The sequence below is a fragment of the Spiroplasma endosymbiont of Glossina fuscipes fuscipes genome (assembly GCF_049669535.1).
Lineage (GTDB): Bacteria > Bacillota_I > Bacilli_A > Mycoplasmatales > Mycoplasmataceae > Spiroplasma.
On sequence record NZ_CP187162.1, the window covers coordinates 1,380,336 to 1,400,473 of the forward strand.

At 29.2% G+C, this 20,138-nt stretch carries 18 protein-coding genes; 3 read left to right on the forward strand and 15 right to left on the reverse strand.

The window, feature by feature from the left end; genetic code table 4:
- Positions 1–608: 608 nt before the first annotated feature.
- The 11 genes from ACOBWH_RS08345 to sufC all read right to left on the reverse strand — a co-directional run bounded on the left by ACOBWH_RS08345 (position 609) and on the right by sufC (position 11,878).
- The gene (locus ACOBWH_RS08345; RefSeq protein WP_424526447.1) at positions 609–2,222 is read right to left on the reverse strand and encodes a hypothetical protein; all 1,614 of its coding nucleotides are present in this window, start codon (positions 2,220–2,222) and stop codon (positions 609–611) included.
- Between the two features lie 357 nt (positions 2,223–2,579).
- The gene (locus ACOBWH_RS08350; RefSeq protein WP_424526448.1) at positions 2,580–4,118 is read right to left on the reverse strand and encodes a hypothetical protein; all 1,539 of its coding nucleotides are present in this window, start codon (positions 4,116–4,118) and stop codon (positions 2,580–2,582) included.
- A 142-nt stretch (positions 4,119–4,260) separates the two neighbouring features.
- A complete protein-coding gene (locus ACOBWH_RS08355; protein ID WP_070407174.1) occupies positions 4,261–4,611 on the reverse strand; it encodes a hypothetical protein in 351 nt (116 codons plus the stop codon).
- An 89-nt stretch (positions 4,612–4,700) separates the two neighbouring features.
- Positions 4,701–5,636: a hypothetical protein gene (locus tag ACOBWH_RS08360; protein WP_424526449.1), complete on the reverse strand. Its 936-nt coding sequence runs from the start codon at positions 5,634–5,636 to the stop codon at positions 4,701–4,703.
- Positions 5,637–6,225: 589 nt separating this feature from the next.
- Positions 6,226–6,663, reverse strand: coding sequence for a hypothetical protein (locus ACOBWH_RS08365; protein ID WP_424526450.1), 438 nt, complete (start codon positions 6,661–6,663; stop codon positions 6,226–6,228).
- Between the two features lie 17 nt (positions 6,664–6,680).
- The gene (locus ACOBWH_RS08370) at positions 6,681–7,115 is read right to left on the reverse strand and encodes a 5-formyltetrahydrofolate cyclo-ligase (protein WP_424526451.1); all 435 of its coding nucleotides are present in this window, start codon (positions 7,113–7,115) and stop codon (positions 6,681–6,683) included.
- Positions 7,115–8,527 carry a Fe-S cluster assembly protein SufB gene (sufB, locus tag ACOBWH_RS08375; RefSeq protein ID WP_070407178.1) on the reverse strand — a complete coding sequence of 471 codons (1,413 nt, stop codon included), beginning with the start codon at positions 8,525–8,527 and terminating at the stop codon, positions 7,115–7,117. Before sufB ends, ACOBWH_RS08370 begins: the two co-directional genes overlap by 1 nt.
- 14 nt (positions 8,528–8,541) lie before the next feature.
- Positions 8,542–8,997 carry a Fe-S cluster assembly sulfur transfer protein SufU gene (gene sufU / locus ACOBWH_RS08380; protein ID WP_424526452.1) on the reverse strand — a complete coding sequence of 152 codons (456 nt, stop codon included), beginning with the start codon at positions 8,995–8,997 and terminating at the stop codon, positions 8,542–8,544.
- Positions 8,998–10,227, reverse strand: coding sequence for an aminotransferase class V-fold PLP-dependent enzyme (locus ACOBWH_RS08385; protein WP_424526453.1), 1,230 nt, complete (start codon positions 10,225–10,227; stop codon positions 8,998–9,000).
- Positions 10,228–10,229: 2 nt separating this feature from the next.
- A complete protein-coding gene (locus tag ACOBWH_RS08390; RefSeq protein ID WP_424526454.1) occupies positions 10,230–11,060 on the reverse strand; it encodes a SufB/SufD family protein in 831 nt (276 codons plus the stop codon).
- A gap of 2 nt (positions 11,061–11,062) precedes the next feature.
- Entirely contained in the window at positions 11,063–11,878 is an 816-nt protein-coding gene (gene sufC / locus ACOBWH_RS08395) for a Fe-S cluster assembly ATPase SufC (RefSeq protein ID WP_070407182.1), read from the reverse strand.
- A 182-nt stretch (positions 11,879–12,060) separates the two neighbouring features.
- On the opposite strand from sufC, the gene ACOBWH_RS08400 reads away from it, so the two are divergent.
- Positions 12,061–14,343 (forward strand): lipoprotein, encoded by a 2,283-nt coding sequence (locus tag ACOBWH_RS08400; RefSeq protein WP_424526455.1) that lies wholly within the window; start codon positions 12,061–12,063, stop codon positions 14,341–14,343.
- Entirely contained in the window at positions 14,343–16,043 is a 1,701-nt protein-coding gene (locus ACOBWH_RS08405; protein ID WP_424526456.1) for a lipoprotein, read from the forward strand. The genes ACOBWH_RS08400 and ACOBWH_RS08405 overlap by 1 nt, the downstream gene beginning before the upstream one ends.
- 136 nt (positions 16,044–16,179) lie before the next feature.
- Here the strand turns inward: ACOBWH_RS08405 and ACOBWH_RS08410 are convergent, their stop codons facing one another.
- Positions 16,180–16,329 carry a hypothetical protein gene (locus ACOBWH_RS08410; RefSeq protein WP_424526457.1) on the reverse strand — a complete coding sequence of 50 codons (150 nt, stop codon included), beginning with the start codon at positions 16,327–16,329 and terminating at the stop codon, positions 16,180–16,182.
- Positions 16,330–16,545: 216 nt separating this feature from the next.
- Here ACOBWH_RS08410 and ACOBWH_RS08415 point away from each other — a divergent pair, with 216 nt between their 5' ends.
- The gene (locus ACOBWH_RS08415) at positions 16,546–16,962 is read left to right on the forward strand and encodes an HIT family protein (RefSeq protein ID WP_424526458.1); all 417 of its coding nucleotides are present in this window, start codon (positions 16,546–16,548) and stop codon (positions 16,960–16,962) included.
- Positions 16,963–16,971: 9 nt separating this feature from the next.
- Here ACOBWH_RS08415 and tpx read toward each other — a convergent pair whose 3' ends face one another.
- Genes tpx through ACOBWH_RS08430 form a run of 3 tightly spaced genes read right to left on the reverse strand, consistent with a single transcriptional unit; the run spans position 16,972 to position 19,921 of the window.
- Positions 16,972–17,487, reverse strand: coding sequence for a thiol peroxidase (gene tpx / locus ACOBWH_RS08420; RefSeq protein ID WP_424526459.1), 516 nt, complete (start codon positions 17,485–17,487; stop codon positions 16,972–16,974).
- Complete coding sequence (locus ACOBWH_RS08425; RefSeq protein WP_070407188.1) at positions 17,474–18,097, reverse strand: 4Fe-4S single cluster domain-containing protein; 624 nt, start codon at positions 18,095–18,097, stop codon at positions 17,474–17,476. The genes tpx and ACOBWH_RS08425 overlap by 14 nt, the downstream gene beginning before the upstream one ends.
- A 3-nt stretch (positions 18,098–18,100) precedes the next feature.
- Positions 18,101–19,921, reverse strand: a complete 1,821-nt coding sequence (locus tag ACOBWH_RS08430; protein ID WP_424526460.1) for an AAA family ATPase — start codon at positions 19,919–19,921, stop codon at positions 18,101–18,103.
- Positions 19,922–20,138 lie beyond the last annotated feature (217 nt).

A 20,138-nucleotide genomic window follows, 5' to 3' on the forward strand; every position in this document is an offset into this window, starting at 1 on the left:
GTTATTAATAATTTACAAAATCGCAAAAAAACAAGTTAACAGCTCTAATGATTTCATACCGGCAAAATGCCTTGCTGGGGAATCTTCCCTTAAAAAATATGTAATTGTAAAATTAAACACTTGTAGAGCCAATATATTTAATTTTTAGAGTTAATTTTCAAATAAAAAAATCAACTCTTTAATAAGAGTTGATTTTTCCTACTTCATCCTTTATTCTACATTTTAATATTTTTTTCTTATTAATTTATCACATATCAATTCACAAGATATTACTTTCTTTTCCATATTAAATTAACCTCTTTCTTAAAGTTTACACATATACATAAATTTTGAATTTAATCAAAGTCAGAAATTATTAATTTAAGTTGTATTAAGTAAACTTATTTTAGAAAGAGGCCTAACTCAACTAAACCCAAAATTTATGTATATGTACTTTTGCAATAAAAAAGACGGAATAAATTTAGTCTTGTTAACTTTATTAAATTTATGTCTAATTTACTGGATTTTTCCAGCAAAAACTTATTTTATTCCGCCTTTTTATTTAAGTATTCTCTATCATTAATTAAAAAACAAAAGAATCTCAACGGCTCTTTTGTTTTAATATAATGTTATCTTGTTTTTGGATAAACATAATCTGATGGCTTAAAAGCAATTCCATATATGTTCACTGGTCATGGCGTATAGTAGATATTATTAGTTGTTGCATTAACCCCAAAATTAAACCGCAAACTATAGTTTCTCCTTGCATAAATGCTCAATGATCTATCACTCCCAATTACAGGAACCAAATCAACAATTTCAGTTATTACTCAGAACTTGTCAATATCAGGTAGACCTTTATTTTGTGGATCATTTTTAAACTTATTTAATAGAATTCGTCAAATTTTACGATGCGATAATCCTTCATCTTTAACTTGTTTTTCTAAACCATTTCAAAAATCAACATCTAAAAACAAAGCTCCTTCTTTTCAAACTTTAATATCCCAAGTAATTTTATAATATTTATAAAAGGTACTAATAATGCGCCCAAAATTCTTAATCTTTTCAATCATTCCATCACGAGTAATTCCAACACTTAAATAAAATGGTTTACCATTATTTAATACAACACCAGATAATGGCACTCCTGCTACTAAAATTTTTGCTAAGTTAATTTTAAATTGTCCTAACTGTAATTTTGAACCAGATGTACTTGTTAAAATATTTAATTTTTCCCCATAATATTCCAAAAAGTTTTCTGGTGTTAATTTTTCAGGAGCATAACCAGTATTAACCCACGTATATTTTTCATCATCAGGAATAACTGGTGTAACACCATTTGTATCTGGATTAATAATTGAATTTAATAAAACCAAAATTTGTTCATCCTTGGCATAAGTAATACTATTTCGAATCTCACCAAACTCATTGTCTGCTTGTAATGCGGCATTTAATTCCTTTTGAACAATTGCATCTAACATAGTATGGTCAAAAGCATAATTTAAATCAAAATTATCATAAATGCTTCGAAAAGCGGGATTTTGATCAACAATAATGTCCTTAGCCATTGAATTAAAAAATTTAACAATTGCTTTTGAAACAGCTCCCGTTACAGCTGCTAAAATTTTTTGCATTTTTACTTTGTCATTTGTAATAGTATACTGAATTAAGAAAGGAACTCGTGTTTCTAATGTTTTAAACTGTATTTTAACTTCTAACCTAAAATCTAACCGAACTCCTTTTAAATTGTTAACATCAATATTTACTAAAGAGTCCAATTTACCAATATCAATATAATTTAACATAAATTTATAATCTTTTGCATCAGTGCTTAAAGGCAATGTATCAATATAATAATTTGAATATTGATCAGCAATCTCACGATTAACATTGTCAAATACAGCGCTAAAACCATTTACTAATGCTTGCAATGCTTTCCCAATATTGGTATCATTTAATTTTAATTCCTGCTGTGGGTCATTACTAGTAACCATTGTAAATAACTTTTCAAACTCCTCAGTTGAATAGTCATGAACATCAACTAGTGTTTTTTCCATTGCATATGTTTGAAAAACACTACTAACTTTTTTACTAATTTCATTTAAGATTTTTAAATCTCCTTGATAGTCAATACCGCTATTTTCATATTCCTTAGTTTTTGGTTTTACAACACAACTAATAATTATGCTTGGGCTAATAACACTAAAATTAAAAATTCCGAGCATCACTAATAATTTTTTCATAATGTTTTCTCCTTTTAAAATATTTTGTGTTAAATATTTGTAATAATTATAATAAAAAAAAAAAAAAAAAGCAAGTGTTGCCAAAAGTAACACTTGGGTTTGGCCCTCGGGCATATACCCCAAAATTAGAATAAAATAAAAATAAAATTTGATTTTAAAATATCCAATGTCTAAATAAGCATATATAACTATCAATTTAGCATCCTTGAGCAAAATGATATATCTTGTTTGCTACTATCTCATGTATTTGCCATAATGAATGAAATTGTTCAAAATATAATTTTAAACTGCTTTCGGATAAACATAATCTGATGGTTTAAAAGCAATTCCATATATATTTACTGGTCATGGTGTATATTAGATGTTGTTAGTTGTTGCATTAACCCCAAAATTAAACCGCAAACTATAGTTTCTATTTGCATAAATGCTCAATGACCTATCACTCCCAATTACAGGAACCAAATCAACAATTTCGGTTGTTATTCAAAACTTGTCAATATCAGGTAGACCTTTATTTTGTGGATCATTTTTAAACTTATTTAATAGAATTCGTCAAATTTTACGATGCGATAATCCTTCATCTTTAACTTGTTTTTCTAAACCATTTCAAAAATCAACATCTAAAAACAAAGCTCCTTCTTTTCAAACTTTAATATCCCAAGTGATTTTATAATATTGATAAAAAGTACTAATAATGCGTCCAAAATTCTTAATTTTTTCAATCATTCCATCACGAGTAATCCCAACACTTAAATAAAATGGTCGACCCTCATTTAAAATAACACCAGATAAAGGTATTCCCGCTACTAAAATTTTTGCTAAATTAATTCGAAACTGACCCAATTGTAATTTTTGACCAGATGTGTTTGTTAAAATATTTAGTTTTTCTCCATAATATTCTAAAAAGTTTTCTGGTGTTAACTTTTCAGGAACATAACCAGTATTAACCCACGTATATGTTTCATCATCAGGAATAACTGGTGTAACACCGTTTGTATCTGGATTAATAATTGAATTTAATAAAACCAAAATTTGTTCATCTTTAGCATAGGTAATACTATTTCGAATCTCACCAAGTTCATTGTCTGCTTGTAATACGGCATTTAATTCCTTTTGAACAATTGCATCTAACATAGTATGGTCAAAAGCATAATTTAAATCAAAATTTTCATAAATGCTCCGAAAAGCGGGATTTTGATCAACAATAATATTTTCTTCCATTGAATTAAAAAACTTGACAATTGCTTTTGAAACAGCTCCTGTTACAGCTGTTAAAATTTCTTCCATTTTTGCTTTATCATTTGTAATGGTATATTGAACTAAAAAAGGAATCCGTGTTTCTAATGTTTTAAATTGAACTTTAACTTCTAATTTAAAATCCAAGCGAACACCCTTTAAATCATTAACATCAATATTTACTAATGATTTTAATTGCGCAATATCAATATAGTTCAACATAAATTGATACCCTTTTGTATCAACACTTAACGGCATTGCATTAATATAATAATTTGAATATTGATCAGCAATCTCACGATTAACATTATCAAAAACATTAATAAAACTATTTACTAATGCGTTTAATCCTGAACCAACATTTTCATTATCTAAATTCAGTTGCCACTGTGTTTGTTTACTATTAACCATTGTAAATAACTTTTCAAGTTCCTTAGTTGAATAATCGTTAATATCAACTAATGTTTTTTCCATTGCATATTTTTGAAACACAGTGCTAACTTTTTTAGTAATTTCATTTAGAATTTTTAAATCTCCTTGATAATCAATATCATTATTTTCAGTTTGCATAATATTTGGTTTTGCAATACAACCAATAATCAAGCCCGGACTAACAACACTAAAATTAAAAACCCCTAGTATCACTAATAATTTTTTCATTGTTTTAAAACCTTTCATAAGTTTTTCATCGAATATGAAGTGATTATATATAAAAAGTATTATATATGTTTAAACCAAAAGCATTAACAAAAAAAATGACATTATTTAAGTTAATGTCATTTTTTATAAATATTAAAATATTTTATTCATGGACAAAAATCCATCCCAATGCTCCAACTCCAATGAAGAGATTGGGAATGGCCCCTAAATAAGTTCAGGGTGATTGATAATCTGCTTTAACAAAGAATCCAATTAAGAAAATAACTGCTAAGCCAGTGATCGCTAAAGCTCATAACAATGATCAAAATCCCGGTTTAACTGATAACGGAATTAAAATATATAAAATCCCTAAAATCAGTAAGACTGGTCAACTTGTATCTCATCCATAAATTGAAGTTTTTGTTGGAACACCTGCCGCAAACAAAATTCCAATTATAATAATCCAAGCCGCGCCAATAAACATTAAAATCTTTGGTCATGTCAAGTTTTTCATATTTTTTCTCCTTTCAATAATTACATTAATTATACTGGAAAATTATGAAATTATCTTGGCATTTTTATAACCTTCAGTATTAAACGAATTTATTTTTTTGATTTTAAGTATGTCAAAACATCGGAAGCACGAAAGTTCTTATTAATTGCAGGAATTAGTTGTGGTGAAATATATTGGGCATTATTTTCACATTTGATTTTAAAGTAAAAACCTCAGTGGGGTAAGAGGTATTTCACTTGGTTAAAACTATTATTTATTCAATCTTCTTGATAATTTAAATCAATTCAAAATACATTTTGGGCATCTATCTTTGACACTTTAATTGAACCTTTACTTACAAGGCTTAATGGAATGTTAATTTCCACTTGAATCTTATTTTCAGTGCTACTTCAAACACCATAAATTGCCTTTTGAATATCTGTTTGCAATAAGTTTCTTCAAACATTAGAATCTCATCATACAAATTTTGTTCCATTTACTTCTTGAACTGGATGCGAATCAGCAATTGTACCACGTTCATTAAACTCTTGTTGAAAGCGATCGTTTAGCTGTTTCATATTTTTGCTATTTTTAATGTCTTGCCATTTATATTGTGCCATCATGGTATATCCACCAACAGGTGTATTTTGCGTTAAAAAGGGATTAGAAATATACATACCATTATCGGCTTTTGTAAATGTTATTGGCTCATAAATCTGAGTTACAGGTTTCATATCAGCAGTATCACTAAATGATAACTTTTCGATAACTTCATCAATATTAGTAATATTCTTAAAGTGAACATACACATGACTTTCTTGGTTAAGGTCTAACCAATTGTTTTGTTGAATACTACTTTTTGCCGATGATAAATAATAATTATCATAGCCGACGGTAAATTCTTCTGATTCTTCAGTTTTCATGTGATAAATCCAATCTGGATCTTTATATGAAATAAACTCATCAGTATTTTTACAAGCAATAATTGTTGCTGTTAGTGACAAAATAAATGCACTACTAAATAGCGCTATTAATATTTTCTTCATATTCTTTTTGTACTCTTTCTAGCAAATTAGCAATGGACAATTTAATTCTAGTTATAGTAAACAAAAAAGCATCCCCAAAATGCTTTTTATATAACAATCATTAAATTATTTGTTTGCAAAATAATTACATGACTCACACCCAGGAGTTATATAATAAGACTAATTAAATTTAGAAAGGTCTACTGGCTTAACTTCATCCTACTAACCGCCTTCCCAAAAAATATTTTCAGTGGCTTGTGGTGTTCGTCCATATCTTAATAACAAAAATTAAACTAAAAAAAGTAAAACCTCACCCAAAACTAATTAAACTTGGCAATCAAATATTATGCAATTCCGGGAAATATGTCAAATTTGGATATAAATTTGAATCTAAAATTCATTCCGGAACCGACCAAAAAAAGCACTACCCATAATTGATGATGAATAACTTGGTACTAACAAATAACCAATAACATTTAAAATTTTATCACTACGAACAACTCTCAATGGGAAAAATAAACCCCCTAAAAAGCAAAAATTAAAAAAACAGAAATTGAAGCTACTAAAATAACTTTTAAATCCTTTGAACAAAGTGCAATTAGAATTCCAATTAATGAAGCAATAAAAAAACATAAAATAATCGCCCAAAAAAACTAAACCAATTAATTCATTCAACATGAATTGCTTCACCATAACTTAAAAAAGCAATTAAAAATAACCACAATGACCCCACTAAACTGGTCATTAAATTAATTAAAATTAAAACAAAAATTAACTGATAAATTGACCCTTTCAATAAATGCAATTGCCGGGCAAAACTTGTTTTTCGAAATTCATAAAAAGCAATGGATAAATCAAGAATCCCATTTAAAACACCAACTAGTAAAATTGACCCTAGTAATGCTAAATAACTAGCATTACTATTAAACATATTAGTAACACGCGTACTAATAAAATATAATAACACTGGTAAAACTAATGTTATTAAATAAGTATGCAATGACGTAAATCAATATTTACTAACAATCCGTAATAATGGTAAATTCATGTTTCCTCCTTGTCTAATTAAGCACTAATAATTGTTTTAATTTTAATATCATGTTTTTCAATTGGTAATGGTGTGGTCACCAATTGTTCAATAAAAGCTAACCCAATTGCCATCTTGTGATAATTTTTTAAAAAACGATCATAATAACCTTTCCCATAACCTAAACGAAAATTATTTTGATCAAAAGCGACAATCGGAACAACAATAACATCAATTTTATCTTTCTCAATTAAAGTTAGTGTTGACCGTGACTCATAAAAACCATACCGCTGATTAAATTCTAAATCAGTTGTTAAATTAGTGATTTGATAAAATTGCAAATCATCTCCTACCAGTCGAGGTAAAAAAAATTCAAAAATTTGCTGCTCTTTCTGATACCGCAGCAATGAAGTAATGTTTTGACGTACAATTAGTTTTTCTCGTCAAATTTGTTGTTTATCAGCAACCGCCATTAACCAACACTACCTTCCATATCCATCTTAATTAATTGATTCAGTTCAACAGCATATTCCATTGGCAATTCTCTTGTAAAAGGTTCTAAAAACCCCATTATAATCATTTCTAAAGCTTCTTGTTCTGATAAACCACGACTTTGTAAATAAAATAATTGTTCTTCTGACACTTTGCTAACCGTCGCTTCATGTTCAATTTGTGATTCATTATTATAAACTTTATTTTGTGGAATTGTATCTGAATGTGATTTTCCATCTAAAATTAAGGTGTCACATTCAACACGTGCTTTTGAATATTGTGCTTTTGGTCCAATGTGAACTAACCCACGATAATTAGCTGTTCCCCCATTAAAGGTCATTGATTTTGAAATAATTTTTGAAGAAGTATTTTTCCCCAAATGAATCATTTTTGAACCAGCATCTTGAATGACATTTTCTTTTGCCACAGCAATTGAGATACACTGTCCTTTACTGTTGTTTCCTTTTAAAATAACACTGGGGTATTTCATATTAATTTTTGATCCAATATTACCATCAATTCATTCCATTTGTCCATTTTCTTCAACAATACTTCGTTTTGTTACTAAGTTTAGAACATTATCACTTCAATTTTGAACTGTTGTATAACGCATTTTAGCATTTTTCCCAACAAAAATTTCAACAATTGCAGCATGAAGAGAATCACGAGAATAAACTGGGGCAGTACATCCTTCGATATAATGTAACTCAGCATCATCTTCAACAATAATTAATGTTCGTTCAAACTGCCCACTATTTTGGTAATTAATACGAAAATAAGCTTGTAATGGTTTATCTAGTTTAACACCCTTAGGAACATAAATAAATGATCCTCCTGACCACACCGCACTATTTAAAGCAGCATATTTATTATCCGTATTTGGAACTAATGTTCCAAAATATTTTTTAAATAACTCCGGATGTTCACGAAGAGCGGTATCACAGTCTAAAAAGATGACCCCTTTTTCTTCAACCTCTTTTAACATGCTACCATAAACTGGCTCACTATCATATTGTGCCTTTATTCCTGCTAAATAATCTCGTTCCGCTGCTGGTAATCCTAAACGATCAAAAGTATTTTTAATTTTTTCTGGTACTTCTTCTCATTTTGTCGCAATATGGTCAGTTGGTTTAATATAGTAGATATAATCATCAAAATTCATAAATTCTAAATTTGGTCCTCAACTTGGATTATTAATTTTTAAGAAATTACGATATGATTTTAAACGATATTCCCGCATTCACGCTGGTTCCTTTTTATGATCTGAAATTTCATTAATAATATCTTCATTAAGACCTTTCCCTGTATTATAGTAAGAAATATCTCCGTCATTAAAACCATACTTATAACTAGAAATTTCTTTAATTTGTTTTTCTTGTTTTAACTTTGGCATTAATAACACCTCCTTTATTTTTTGTTGTTTGTATTTAATAAATTTAATAATAAAATTTGAAAACCACAAATACCAATTGTGGCACATTTAATTCGATTGGGTTGTTTTGCAATATTAATAAAAGCGATTAATTCATTTAACTTTGTTTCATCATATGGCTTATCAAAAACCATGGCAAGATAATTGTCAATAATTGCTAATCCTTCATGAATCGTTTTTCCTTCTAATTCTTGGGCCATAATATCTGTTGATGCGGTTGAGATTGCACACCCAACACCATCAAATCGTGCCATCATAATTTTTTCGTCTGTCACAATTAATTCTAAATGAATATCATCAATACATGATTCAGAAGCTTGATGAATTGAATGTGCCGTTGTCTTTTTAGTTAATCCCTTATGCTGTGGTTCTGAATAATGTTCCATAATAATTTGTCGTAAAAACATTGGATCATTTTTATCAAATTCCATTTAAACCAACCTTCCTAAAAAAGCTGTTTCATTAGCCAGTGCTATTACTAATGAATCAATATCTTCATAACTGTTATAGATTGAAAAACTAACTCGAATTGTATTTTTTTCCGGAATAATTTCTCCAATTAAACGAGCACAATGATCACCACTTCGAACTGTAATCTTATTACGACTACCCAAATGCGTAGCAACATCTTGACAAAAAACATCTTTTACATTAAACACTAGTGTTCCTGCTTTAACATCAGCATTATAAATAATAACCTTGTCTTTTAATTTCTCCTTAAATTGTTCAAGCGCATATTGTTTTAACTGATGTGTATAATTAATAATTTCTTTTAATGTAAGGCCATTAACAAAATCAATTGCTGCTCCAAATCCAAAAATATCGGCAATATTAGGTGACCCCGCTTCTAACCGTTCTGGCAAACCTTTCAAAAGATAATCTAAACCATTACCTTCAATCCGCGCGTTCATTCCTCCACCAACAATCAATGGTTTTAATTTCAATAATAATTCTTCTTTTCCTCACAAAATTCCAATTCCAGTTGGTCCAAAAATTTTATGAGCAGAAAAAGTAATAAAATCAGCATTTCATTTTTGAACATCAGTTGGCATATGAATAATTCCTTGCGCACAATCAACTACAACAATTACTTCTGGATTGATTTTTTTAATCATTGCAATAATTGCAATTGGATCATTTTCATAACCTAAAATATTAGGAACATTAGCAAAAGAAACAATTTTTGTTTTAGCAGTAATCACTTTGGCCAATTGCTCTAAATCAATTCGAAAATTTTTTTCAGCTAAGAATTTAACATGAACTTTTTTCTCTAATGCTAAACGATATCATGGCAAGATATTCGCCCCATGCTCTTGTTTTGTAATTAAAATTTCATCCCCCTCATGTAGAAAGTCACTTAAACCAAAAGCAATTTGATTTAAACTATACGTTGTTCCAGGGGTAAAAATAATTTCCTTATTTTTTTTAGCATTAATAAAATGTTTAATTTTATCGCGAATCATTTCATATTGGACATGTGTTTCATACCCTAAATCACTATCGGTATTATGCGGATTAGTTCCAAAGTGACTATAATAATTATTAATTGCATCAATCACAATTTGAGGTTTTAAACTAGTAGCTGAACTATCAAGATAAATTTGGTCAGCATTGTTTTTAAAAAAGGGGAATTCTGCTCTCATTTTTCTATAATCAATCATACTTATTCTCCAATTTCCTTATCAATTTCATCAATAATATTTTTTTGTAATGTTTCATCTTCAATTGCATCAATCACATTTTTAAAATACCCCATACAAATTAATTTTCGTGCTTGGTTGACTGTTAAACCCCTTGTTTGTAAATAAAAAATTTGTTTAGGGTCTAACATTCCAACAGCATTAGCATGACTTGCCTTAATATCATTTTCATCAATTAATAAAATTGGATCAGAAATTGCTTTTGAGTTCTTATCAAAAACTAATAATCTTAACTCTTGGTGGGCTTCTGACTTACTCATTGTTTTTTCAATGTGACTAGTACATTTAACTGTTTGTAATGAATTATCCTTTGCGATTGAATACGTTTTAATATCACTTTCAGTTCCCAGTGCCAAATGATGTGCATAAATAATCGCATTTTTATGATAATTATGGGTTGATAAACTTGCTAAATAATATTTAAGCGAACTACGCTTGCCTTGTAAATTAAACGTAACATTTTCAGTAATATTACTATTAACAATGTTTAGATGATAAACATTAACATGAGTTTTTTCTAAAACATTATAAAAAAGATTAGCAACTTGTTCACATTCATGGTTTTTATAAATATTAATAATGTTAATTTGATTTTGAGCAGGAATATTATAGTTAATTGTTGCTTCGGCAGTTAAATTTAAAAAAATTAAAAAAGTCTTATTAACAACATTAGCCACAAAATTAAGATTAATAACTTCACCAGGATTAGTATTTTCAATTGTTAAGTTTTGCATTGCGCCATTAATTGAAAGATTATCACTAACAACTTCTTGTTGGTTCAGTAAAACTCGCATTGTTATTTTCCTTTTTGCGCAGCACAGCCAATTCCTGTTAAAGGTTTTGTCTCTGCTGTTTTATTATCAAATGTTAAGTTTAATTCCTGTAATAATCATTCATAACCCTCTTCATTAATTTTTTTAACTAAACTATAATCACCACTTTTAACAATTTTCCCTTTAACAATCACATGAGCGTGAGTTGGCTGTACTAAATTGAAAAAACGATCATAATGTGAAACAATAATTGCTGAAAAATTTTCTTGACGCATTTTATTTAATTCAGCACTAACAACATTTAAAGCATCAACATCTAACCCCGAATCAATTTCATCAATCAGAGCTAGCGTTGGTCTTAATAAATTTAATTGTAAAATTTCGTTCTTTTTCTTCTCCCCACCAGAAAAACCCGTATTTAAATAACGACGAATCATACTATCATCAATTTTTAAATTCTTAATATTATGATTAATATCATTATATAATTGTGGTAACTTAATCGGAACATCACGATGAGCATTAATAATTGCTTTTAAAAAATCTAAATTTAAAACTCCAGAAATTTCAACTGGTGATTGCATTGCAAAAAAAACACCCATTTTACTACGCTCATTAACTGTTTTATTTAAAATGCTTTCACCATCAATTAAAATATCTCCACTTTCCACTGTGTAACTAGGATGCCCCATAATTGTTGATAATAAAGTTGATTTTCCATTTCCATTTGGGCCCATTAAAGCGTGAATTTCATTAATATTAACAGTTAAATTTAAACCATTTAAAATCATCTCATTATCAGCAGAAACAAACAAATCTTTGATCTCAATTTTTTGCATTTTTACCCCTCCTCTTAAGAGCTTCTTGTGGCATTTTCAAGTGAAATATCTTTATTTTTTTAAAAATAAAGTCTACTTTTATTGTACAATAAAAGTAGACTTTATTTTTAAAAAAATATACTTAGTATTTTTTTATCAAAAAGTACAATAGGATAATAAGTCAAAAGGAAGGATGAACCAAAATGAAGAAACTTTTATCAATACTTAGCAGTATGGTAATAGTCGGGGCAACAGTTTCTGGGGTAGTGGCATGTAGCAATAAGGAAAAAAATAACCAACATAAAAATGAGAACGGTGATAGTATTTGAGCTTGAATCCCAGGAATTTATGGTGGAAAACAAATTACTTCCCCTGATATTTGAAGTGTTTTAGCAAATCCCTTTGTTGATGCGGGAAATGGAACATGAACGAATGATCCATCACAATGAGATGGGCCAACAAGAATTAAAATGTCAGTGCAATTAATGCAAATTTTAAGTGTGGCAATTTTAGCCAATCCGGATAAATTTTTCCCAACTGCACAAACAACAGTTGGTGATATTGCAGACTATAAAGATTTAAGAGACATTTTAAAAGACCAATGAAATTTATTAGTTCAAAACACAAATAATACTGTTGAGAAAAAGAAACAAAGTTTTAAAGACAGTGACCAAAAAAATTGAGAAAAAAAATACCATGATTTTTTAGACTCAAATTATAAAGATATCACTGGTGCTAGTGGAAACAAAAAATATGAGATTGAAGAACAAAATTATAAAGCCGCTATCATGACAACCGGTGCTGATGGAGGAATTAGTGCAACACAAATGTTAACTAATATTCTATTAAACAACAATATGCGAACATTTCAAACTAATACAACTGAAACTTCAGTGACTAAATTAAGTTCGTTTGCTGATTTTCTTAAAGGGGGAGGAGAAGCAAAAGATTGAAATACTAATGATCAAAACTCACGAACACAAGTAGCTTTAGCTTTTAGTTGATATAATGCAGGTGGAAGTTTTGGGGCAGATTTAAGCCAATTAACAATTGATGCAATAAATGCTCGTTTAGAAACAATTGCTACAAACCTAAAAGCAGAAGGTTATGATGTTACTAAATATATGGTTAAATTCCCACCAGTAGCAACACCTGTTTTTACTGATGCAACTGCAACAACAATTGGGAAGCCATTTTTATCACAATCATATAATCCTGGCCAATATTCATTATTTCAAAAATATTTTATTGAAAACTGATTCCAAAATGAAAAACCGTTAGCTATATCAAAAATAACCTACGCCTTTAAATCGGGGGCAACGCCAACTGATACAGGATTTACAAAAGATAGTTTTGATGAAAATGTTCAAAATCAAATTAATACTGATTTAGGTGCTTTAAAAAACGCATTAAGTTGAAATGACTTTATTAACAATAGCAAAGGAACCGCAACAGCATCAACAGACTTATTAACACTAAATACACAGGCAGATGCTGTTAAATCCAATATTTTAAAAGCAAGTGTTTATAATAGTATTGGAGCTACGGCAGCAGCACCAGCCGCTAATTTAGATGCAGTAGTAAGTGCTATTGGGAGAAAAGCCGCTGGTGATGAAATTAGTGGAAACTGAACAATCGGAACTGGTAAAGATATGGTAGTTGCGTTCTTTGACACAAATGGACTAAATTTAGTTCATCTTGATGGTCGTGAATATTTAACTGATGCAACTGCAACTTCATATACTAGTTATAATAGTGACTGACAATTTAAAAGTTTAAATTATTCAAACATTTCATATAAAGCAATGACTGACAAAACACAAATTATGACAACAGATAAATCACAACAAAAAATGAATACACAATTTACTAATGCTCAATTGTTATGATTTTTGGGAAACCGTAGTTTAGTTAATAATGATAGTACTAGTAAACTTAAATTTAAAGTTTTAGATGAGGTTAAAAAATATTTTACATTATCTTCATCTTCTGGTTCAGCAGATGATAAAACACACTGGTTCTGACCATATGACTTCTTCAATAATTTTAATAATAAAATTTTACAAAATGGAGCTAGTCCTAACCAATGGTTAAAAAACTTTATTACTTTTAAAGATGGTCAAGGGCACAATAATGCTGACTGATTTACATCAATTATTAGTGCAATGACAACAAACTTGTCGGGTGGAGCAGTTCAACGTTTATATAGTAGTTTTGAAGCAGAAAATAAAACAATTCAAGGTTATAAAACTGGTGGACCTGCAGCAGAAATTAAAACAAGAGATATTATTGATAAAATTTCCAAAGCAAAATATTGAGACGAACAGATTACAGTAAACTATTCAGGCCTTCATACTAGTCCTGCCCAAACTGCCTTTTGATTACACCAATTTAAATCATTCGAAACAGATAAAACAAAATATTATAATAACGGTAATCAAAATTGATATCGTGATGACTTTAGCACAATAGGGGGTAGAAGATAATGAAAAAACTACTAAGCATCTTAGGTGCAATAACAATTGTTACTTCTGCCAGCACCACTGCTGTTGCTTGTGGGAAAAAGAGCTTTGAGCGTTTTACTGACCCAGCGATCGTTGATGAAGTTAAGCGTTGAATTATTGCCCAAATTGATTCAGAAAATCAATCAAATTATGTAAAATATTCATTTAATGATATCTTTACAAAAGCAGACTTAAAAACAATGGCCGTACGATTATTGGATACTAATATTTCAAAATTCTTCTATGCTTCAGAAGAAGCAACAAGAGCTCGTTATACTGGCGTAACAATCGATGTTAGCAAACCAGAAAATGAACTAGCAAAACAAATTGTTAGTTTTGTTGAACAAGTTGCCCTTGATAATTTGTATACTAAATATTTAACTGGAATGTCAAATTATACACCATTGGAGTTAACAATTTCTGGGCAAGGATATGCTCCTGATTACCAATCAGAAAATTGATATGTCGGAGGAGTTCAATCATATTTCTGAAAAACATCTGGAACAGCTCCTGATTATACGAAATCACGAAAAGATCAAGGTGAAAATAACTTTGAAATTCAAATTAAGCCTGCCGGAAGTAAATATACTGATTTTAATAAAATGACAGAAGATGAAAAGAAAATTGCTTTAAAAATTCGTTTTAATGACTATTATAAACATGTTGAAGTTCCAGCTGTTATTGATAAGATTATTACTGCAACCTATTTACACCAAAACGAAGTTAAACGTTATAGTAGTGGCGATAAGACTGAAATTTATTTGAACCGAAATGGGGCTTTGTTTAATGCGATGCAAACATGAGACACAATTGGTGGTTCACGTTGAAATTCATATGTTAAAATGGTCTGAGAATTTAAAGCAGACACAACTACTTTAAATAACCTATTTTCTAACGGTGGCCCATTGGAAAATGTGGAAACTTTAAATACTGATTTAACAAACAAAGAGGATACTCTAACAACAACCCTAAAAGAGATGTTTAATGCCAAAAATGGAGATGAATTCAAAAATATGGTTAACGAAGGAATTGATCCAATCTTTGGACTTAGTGGTTTTAAAGGTTTCGTTGGAATTGACAAAAATAAAAATCCAAATGACATTTTTACAACTCTAAATAATGCTGATGCATATAAACAAAAAATTATTGATGGAACAACACCAGGAATTATTAAATCAGGCGAAGGAACAAGCCCTTCAAGTTATCAATTTTTAGATACTAACCGAAGATTTGGTTCAGTTGTGCTAGTGTTACCAATTTATACAATTGACTTAATGAAAAATATGAACATTAATTACCAAAATAATGCTGCAAATAACAAGGAATTGTCATTAACTTGATATGGGTCGGGAGGAACACCAACTGATCTAGACCAAGCATGAGTCGCACAACAAGGAGGCGCTAAACGTTCATTATCATGATTATATAATCAAAAAGGTTATTTAGGAACATATGATGAAACTGGAAAACCACTTTATGATAAAGACGGAATTCCAACAAAGATTTCAAATGTTAAAGGACAAATCTTAAAATGAATTGAATATACTTTTGCTCAACAATCAAACTTGCAAACAGCAGCAAAAACAAGACTATATTCATTAGCGTTTGGTTATAATCCAGAAAACGTTTATTCACAAACTTTATTTGATGCAATCGGATCATTTATTATAAAAGAAGATTAAAAAATCTTCTTTTTTTATTTTAAAAATAAAAAAAGCAAAATAGTTTGCTTTTATAAAATATTTAATTAGTCTTCATATTTTTCATTTCAAACTTTTTTTACAGATGTTAGTAAATCTTCAAAGTAAGCCGCTTGTTCTAAATCATTAGGTTCATTACTTTTTTTCGTTGGCTAATTTGATGCTTTAAAACTTCAAGATATGCATAAATATCTTCCCCTAACATGCGGTATCGCCCAACAATTTCCCTAGCTTCATCATGAGCTGTTTTTGCACGATTATTTTCCATTATAATCATCTCCTCTCATTCTGGTTGCTACATAAATATATTATACCACAAAACTCAAGGAAGTATTAGATAACTTATAATATTTAATTATAACAGAAAAACAATAAATTTGTAAAGAAAATTAAAAATTCTTAAATATTTGTTTTTTCTAGACCTCTAATTCCCCCCCCCCCCCATAAATTTGTTATAATTATTTTATAAGGAGCTGATGTAAAAATGAACAAAAGTGATTGCATCTTTTGTAAAATTATTGCCCAAGAAATTCCAAGTAAAAAAATTTATGAAAATGATCTTGTTTACGCTTTTTTAGATTTATTTCCAAGCAGTGATGGTCATACTTTAATAATTCCAAAAAAACACTTTGAGTATTATAGTGAGACAGATGATGAACATTTAGCAGCTGTTGCAAAAGCTGGAAAAATGGTTGCCCAAAAAATGTATCAAGCTTTACACCCCGTTGGAATTAATTATGTTAGTAATGAAAAAAGTGAAGCTTTCCAACAAGTTTTTCATTATCATCTTCATATTATCCCGAAATATAAAAAGGAAGAAGGTTATGGTTTTAAACTAAACGTTGATAAAGAAAAATTACGTGACCTTGATGAGATCAAAGAACTTTTAACCTTAAAATAAAAAAGTATTTTATCAATACTTTTTTATTTTTTTACTACTTAAAAAATCATACACTGCTTGATAATTTGGCTCATTACCAATTGGACTAACAATTTCAAGATATTCAACGATATTATCTTCATTTAAAATAATTACAGCTCGTGGTAAAATTTGTGAATCGGTAAAAACCAATCCTGATTTTGCCCCAAAGTCTCGATAATTATAATCCGAAATTAAGAAATGTGCTTCATCTTTAAACGATTCACAACATCTTTCTTGAGCAAATGGTAAATCTCTTGAAATCGTAATTAAACGAGCATTATTATAATCCTTCATACTTTCATTAAACTTAACTGTTTGTGTATAACAAACACTAGTATCAATACTTGGAATTGACGAAATAACTTTATAGTTTGCTCTAACATCATCAATATGAAAATCACTCATATCACCATTTGTTGCTCTAAATTCTAATTTATCCCCAACTTTAATAATATCTTGTTTAATATGTGAAAACACATCACCATCTAGTTTAAATGCTCCCATCTTTTTTGTCCTCCTCTTTTTTTAAAATCGTTTCTTCATTGTTGACGAGGTGTGCACCATCGCCGTTAATAATCATACTATTATTTTTAGTAACAGTAAATTCAGCTTCAATAATATTTTGTTCAAAATAATCATTGTCTTGATAAATATCACTTAGTTTAATTACCCGTTGATTGGTTGAACCAATTAAACGCCGTTTTTTGTCTAGTTTTTCAATAATAAATGGCCCATCAATTAAAATATCAATTTTAGCTAAAATTGCCGGGTGTTTTTCTTGTAATAGTTCGTATAAAAAGCCAGAAAAAACAATTACTGTTAAATTGTTTGCTTGACACAACGTTACTAATTCCAATAATGCCCGTGGTTGAATAAACGGTTCGCCTCCCAAAATAGTAATTCCTTCAATTTGAAAGCGCTCTTGCGCATCCTTAATTGCTTTAAAAAGTTCACTAACTTCCATTACATTACGATTAATTAACGGAATCATTTCTTGGTTACTACATCCTTTACAATTAATAATACATCCTTGCATTCATAAGGCGAAACGGTTCCCCGGGCCTTCAATTGTTGTAAAAGAAACAAACCGATTAAAATTAATTAAATTACTCATTATTTATTTTAAGCTATATTCAATTTGATGACCATTAGCTTGTGCCAAAATTGTTTGACCCGCTTTAAAACTAGTTTGATTAGTAAATATAAAGGAGCTTAACCCATCAACAATATGTTTTTCAATACTATTTAACAAGTCACGTCCCCCTTTTTTATCATCGGCATCTTGAATAATAATTGGTAAAATTTGTTCCAACTGAATAAACTCTAATTTCACCTTATATTTTTCTCATACCGCCACTTGAATTGGCCGTAATTTCTGTGTGATTAATTTTGCTTTAAAATTAATATCCTTAATAAAATTAAACGGAATAATATTATTCCCAATTCGCCCTAATAACTCTGGACGTCTTAATTCGGTGCGAAAATGGTCAGAAACCTTTTGAATAAATTGCTTTTCAATCTCTGAAAATTCTAAACTATCATCAACTTCACTAGCACCAATATTTGAAGTAAAGATAATAAAAGAATCAGAAAAACTAACAGTTTGCCCCTTATTATCTGTTAAGCGCCCATCTTCTAAAATTTGTAAAAACTTATCTAAAATTCGTGGGTGTGCTTTTTCAATTTCATCAAATAATAAAACACTAAAAGGTTTTTCTTTAATTGCATTAGTTAATTGCCCACCTTCTTCATAACCAACATAACCTGGCGGTGCTCCAATTAATTTTTGATCACTAGCTTCCTGATTATATTCTGACATATCAAAGCGAATACAATTTTTTTCATCACCAAATAGAAATTTTGCCAATGCTTTTGCCAATTCAGTTTTCCCAACCCCCGTTGGACCAACAAAAAATAATGTTCCCTTGGGCTTTGTTCGTTTTGAAGAGTATTGAACGCCAGACAACCCCGTAAAAGCTTTATAAACAACATTTTTCACTTTGATAATTGCATGGTCTTGACCAATAACCCGTTTTTTTAACTCTGTTTCAATTGTTGCTAATTTTTCATAATTCATTTCTTCTCATGGTGAAACCTTATCACCATATTGATAAGAATTTAATAATTTTTCAAACGGTAATCGTTCATCAATATTGTTTGAGAATTTAATTAATTGATAAACTTCTTTCAAAGTTCATCCCTCCATAGTATCATAAATATCTTGTAATTTTAGAATATCTGTACTTAAATCTTCCGTAATCTTAAAAAAGCTCTTATTAGTTAAAATAAATTTCTCACGTTCCTCGCGATTTGGTTTCGTTAAAGTAATTGTTGTGACATCCGGATTATTTAAATAAAATGATGTTGGTAACTTTCCAACACTATTGGTAATAAAAATAATTGCAGTATCAAAATCAACTATTTCTGATTGATCAAATTTTTTATCGCGAAAAGCTTTACTTAAAGAGATTAAGTTAACACGTTCCTCTTCACTCAATGCTTGTTCATTTGAAAATAAATAATCTGAAAAATCAGCAACAAAAGCAACTTTTTTAGGACTTGGTGTTAACATATTTCGACGAACAATGGCAAAAAATTCTGCTAAAGTTGGAAACTGTCCAGTTGGACCATTATCTTGGTTATTAGCATTATTAATTACTTCTTGACCAAAATCATAAGCTTCCCCTTCTTTGCTTTTTTGTTGTGGTTCAGCTGTTAGAGCTAAGTTTTTAATATTTCCACCAGTTAATCCATCAATTCGATCTCAAGTAAAAATGTCATTAAAACCTTTCTCCTTTAATAAACCACGTAATTTATCTTTTAAACCGACATAACTGTTATTTATTTGATAAATATCATTAACGTTTCCTTCAAGAATAACACAACGTTTAATCCCAATTTGGTTCTTTAATTTGTCTAAATTACTTTTAACACTCATTTATGTACTCCCTCTAATCATTACTTTGATTCTAATTTTTTTAAAATAAAATTAGGAATTAATTCTAAAAATAATTAATCTCACTATAAGTTATTATACTACTTATTCCCCGTAAATTATTTTTAAAATGCCATTCTCCTTATTTCTAAAAAATATTATAACAGTAAATATCTAAAATAAAATGGACGCATAAAGAACAAGTTTATGTGCCCATTTT